Origin of the sequence: Sarcina sp. DSM 11001, from assembly GCF_900101015.1 — a bacterium.
Classification (GTDB): domain Bacteria; phylum Bacillota; class Clostridia; order Lachnospirales; family Lachnospiraceae; genus CAG-791.
The window spans coordinates 1-3,707 of the sequence record NZ_FNFZ01000063.1; the positions used below are offsets into that span (position 1 = coordinate 1).

Consider the following 3,707-nt stretch of genomic DNA (forward strand, 5'->3'; position numbering starts at 1 on the left):
ACTGGTCAGACGGATGCTGAAGGCAGGCATTATGAAGGACTTCATATACGAGCCGACAGAGGAAGGATCGGGCCAGGGGGCGTTATGCGGATATCCGCATAAGGATCCTTATGTCGAGCTAGTTGTTATGCCGAGTTAATGGAGGAAACTGTTGAAAAACAAGCATCGCAATATAAACATCTCAGCATAACATCCCTACCTGAATGAATTAAGGAAACCGAGTAAGTCCTGATCTGCTCTCCAGTCTGGGAGTCCGGTCTCTGCTACAAGCTTGGGTGCTAACGCATTGATCGCTTCATTCTTCAACCTATTGTCAGCGCGGCTGTACACCTGAGTAGTAGAAATATCTTCGTGGCCGAGAAAATCGCGAATATATACTATGTTGATCCCGGCAGCGAGCATGTGCATCGCCTTACTGTGGCGAAACTGATGGCAATGGACATGATCCGGGAATGCCTTATTCTCCGCCTGGATTTCACGAACATATTTATCGATCATGTATTGAACACCATCGCGGCTCAGTTTCCGGCCAGTGCGGTTAACAATCAATGGCTGGTTTTGCAAAGCACCATTCCGCTGACGAGAAATATATTCCTTCAACAAGCTTCCCGTGCTATCAGAAATGACTACTGTGCGGTACTTGTCACCTTTTCCGTGGAGTTTAACCGTTGGATTGTTTCCGGTGTTAACGTCACAGAGTCGGATGTCGCATAGTTCCTGCACACGGCATCCGCTGTCATACAAAAGGGTCAGCGCTGTTCGATGACGCAGTCCGCATCGAGTGTTAACATCGGGCTGGTTGATCAATAACGTCATCTGTTCAACGCTAAGGAATGCGATTTCTTTTCCCTCCGTCCTGCGTGAACGTATGCCCTGAACATCCTGCAGGGGAGCCATATAATCGATCCGTTCGATCTGGGCATAGGAAGCAAAAGACTTCAGCGCTGCTAATCGCTGGTTGGCTGTAGAGACAGATGCGCCTTTTGCCCGGCACCACTCAAGAAATTCGACAACAAGTATCCTGGTGAACCCTGACATGGTAAACTTTGACAACTGTATTTCCTTCTCTTCTGTAAGGAATACGATAAATAGCTTTAAGGCATCACGGTAACTGAGGATCGTGTTCTTCGAATATCCGCGCTGAAGAGGCAGATAGTCTGTGAGAAACCCGGTAACCATTCTGGCAAAGTCAGTAGTATTCACGCTCATTGAAGGAAACCTCATCAATCATGGATGGAAACGACTTCTTCAGACTCTCCCTGATGAAAGGGAATACATCTGCCGTGAGCTTGAGATAATAGGCTGTCTCATCGAAACTTTCGTGACCGAGCATCGTTCTCATGTAAGGAAGATATGCCATAAGGTCTTTACCTTCCCTGCTCCACTTGAGAAGGAGGTTTGTGCAGTAAGTGTGACGAAAATCGTGAACCCTTGGGCCATGGCCCGTGTGTGCTATACCGGCTGTTACAAGATATTTCCTGAAGTTCTTGTAAATGTTTCCAAGCGTCATTGCCCGTCCGGGATACTGCATAAAGAAGTATTCATCATCACTTGAATCACTGTGGATCTCTGCTTTCAGTGTACGGCATCGCTCAGCGAGTTCGGGATGGATCGGAACAATCCGGTCCTTTCGGTTCTTTCCACCTCGCACGAGGATACAGCATCGTTCAAGGTCAACGTCCTTGATGCGTGCCAGTCTGAGTTCGGATACCCGCATTCCGCTGGTATAAAGGATACGGAAGAAAACCGGCATGACCATCCCGCGGTAGGGACATTCAGATGGAACCGACTGGCTTTTGTCAACTGCCTCGAAAAAGCACCTGAGTTCATTAGGTGTATAAATGTGGGCATCATACTTCGGGGGGCTCCTTGTCATACGTGGAGGCGGGATATATGCTTTTATTCCGACATCATTCAGATACCTGCAGAATACACGCATCTGACTGACCCTGGAGCCATGATTGGCAGGGGACTCATAACTGCGTTTCCTGCACCATTCCTCACAAAGCTCACGTGAAATCTCCTTTGTGTCAACATAGTGGCTGGCAAGGAATTCATCAATCCTGAGGAACGCTCCTTCTTCGGTAAGATACTTGAATCCGAGGGCCCGTTTTACAGCAATGAGTTCTTTGAAGTCATCTGCAAAAATACTTTTAAACTTACTGGACATGGTCAATACCCTCCAACGGAAGGACACATTCCGCAAGTTTACTGAGATCGGTCTTCAGATAAATCGCTGTAACATCCATATCCGAATGGCCTAACACGGTTGTGATCACCGGGAGAGATGTTCCCATCTCAAGCATCATGGAGCCGGCGGAATGTCTCAGGGAATGGAAACCAGAGTGTTTGTTCCTGTCGCGGTGGATTCCTGCTTTATTCATGTGGTATATAATCTGCCGCTGCAGATGATCATTGTCGGATAAGGGATTAAACGGCGGCATATGCTTGATAAAAACAAAGTCTGAGGCATCATATTTGGGACGCCCGTCACGGATGTAGTCAATAACAGCCCAGCCAATGAGGTCGGGAAGCGGAAGTTTCAAAGGCTTCTTCGTTTTCTTCTGGACCAGGAACAGTTCTTTGTTGTTCCAGTCGAAGTTCGAAAACCTGAGGCTCTTGATGTCACTGATTCGAAGGCCCAACACGCACGCCAGCAGTATCATGGCGTAGTCACGCTTTCCGATGGGACTGTTCCTGTCAATAACGCTGATCAGCTGTTTCAGCTCATCAACAGTCCAGGCCGAGGGGATCGTCGCCTGCTTTGAGACAGGAGGCATGTGGATCTTCGATGCATAATCTTCAGATAACAGTCCGTTTTCGAGAAGATAACGTAACAGGAAACGCAGCCCGCACACGTTTTGCTCCACGGTTTTAAAACTGAAACCGGCAAGTGTTTTCAGATAACCATTACAGCCGGACAAATCGATTGCTGAAGGATCCTCGATACCCTTCTGGGAAAGAAAGTCCAGAAAAACGAGAGCAGTACTTGAATAATGCTTTACAGTACTTGCTGCAAGATCTGTTCCGCCAAGATAACTGCAATAATCCTTAAAGATTTCCGAATACTTTCCTCCAAGAACGATCGGATTCTTTGATGCATGATAACGGCGCGTAAGAACCTGGTGCAGCCTGTAGTCCTCCAGCATATGGACCACACGCAACAACTGGACTCGTTGTTGAGATAAGGTTCCGTCATTGTATCTGGTGACAAAACCATACTGATTTTCAAGGTACGCCAGCCCCCGTTCCATTTCGAACTCTTCATCAGAGTATTCGGCATAGAGAAAACTGCTTATTTTGTTCCACTCACGCTGGTAAAACCTGATGGTTGCAGGGTTATAATGGTTGGCTTCAAGAAGCTTAAGCAGACCTTCTGTAATTACTGTCAGAGTCATATATTTCACCGCCTTTCTGTTGATGGGAACAGAATAGCAATACGGCGGAGAAAACATAAGTCTGATAATTATTTTTTTCTCCAGGCATACTGAAAGGTTGAGTAGCCAATGGTGTCAGAAATATTTCAGAAGACGAATTATGTCGAGATAGAGAAAGACGATTTCTTGATAATTCAAGGATTACAACACTTAACTCTACATAACGCAGAACTTTGCATAAGGGGCGGTCTGTTCTCCGATAATTGCAAACCTGTACATGCACTACGTGCTGATATGGTGGTTCAAGGAGAGGATACAGCCATTACTGAA

The 3,707-nt window shown here is 46.7% G+C and carries 3 protein-coding genes; all 3 read right to left on the bottom strand.

Annotated features, from left to right (window positions below; all coding sequences use genetic code 11):
• Positions 1 to 195: 195 nt before the first annotated feature.
• Genes BLT02_RS16565 through BLT02_RS16575 form a run of 3 tightly spaced genes read right to left on the bottom strand, consistent with a single transcriptional unit; the run spans position 196 to position 3,398 of the window.
• Positions 196 to 1,209, bottom strand: coding sequence for a tyrosine-type recombinase/integrase (locus BLT02_RS16565; protein ID WP_092998119.1), 1,014 nt, complete (start codon positions 1,207 to 1,209; stop codon positions 196 to 198).
• A complete protein-coding gene (locus tag BLT02_RS16570) occupies positions 1,190 to 2,170 on the bottom strand; it encodes a tyrosine-type recombinase/integrase (RefSeq protein ID WP_092998122.1) in 981 nt (326 codons plus the stop codon). Before BLT02_RS16570 ends, BLT02_RS16565 begins: the two co-directional genes overlap by 20 nt.
• A complete protein-coding gene (locus tag BLT02_RS16575; RefSeq protein ID WP_092998125.1) occupies positions 2,160 to 3,398 on the bottom strand; it encodes a site-specific integrase in 1,239 nt (412 codons plus the stop codon). The genes BLT02_RS16570 and BLT02_RS16575 overlap by 11 nt, the downstream gene beginning before the upstream one ends.
• Positions 3,399 to 3,707 lie beyond the last annotated feature (309 nt).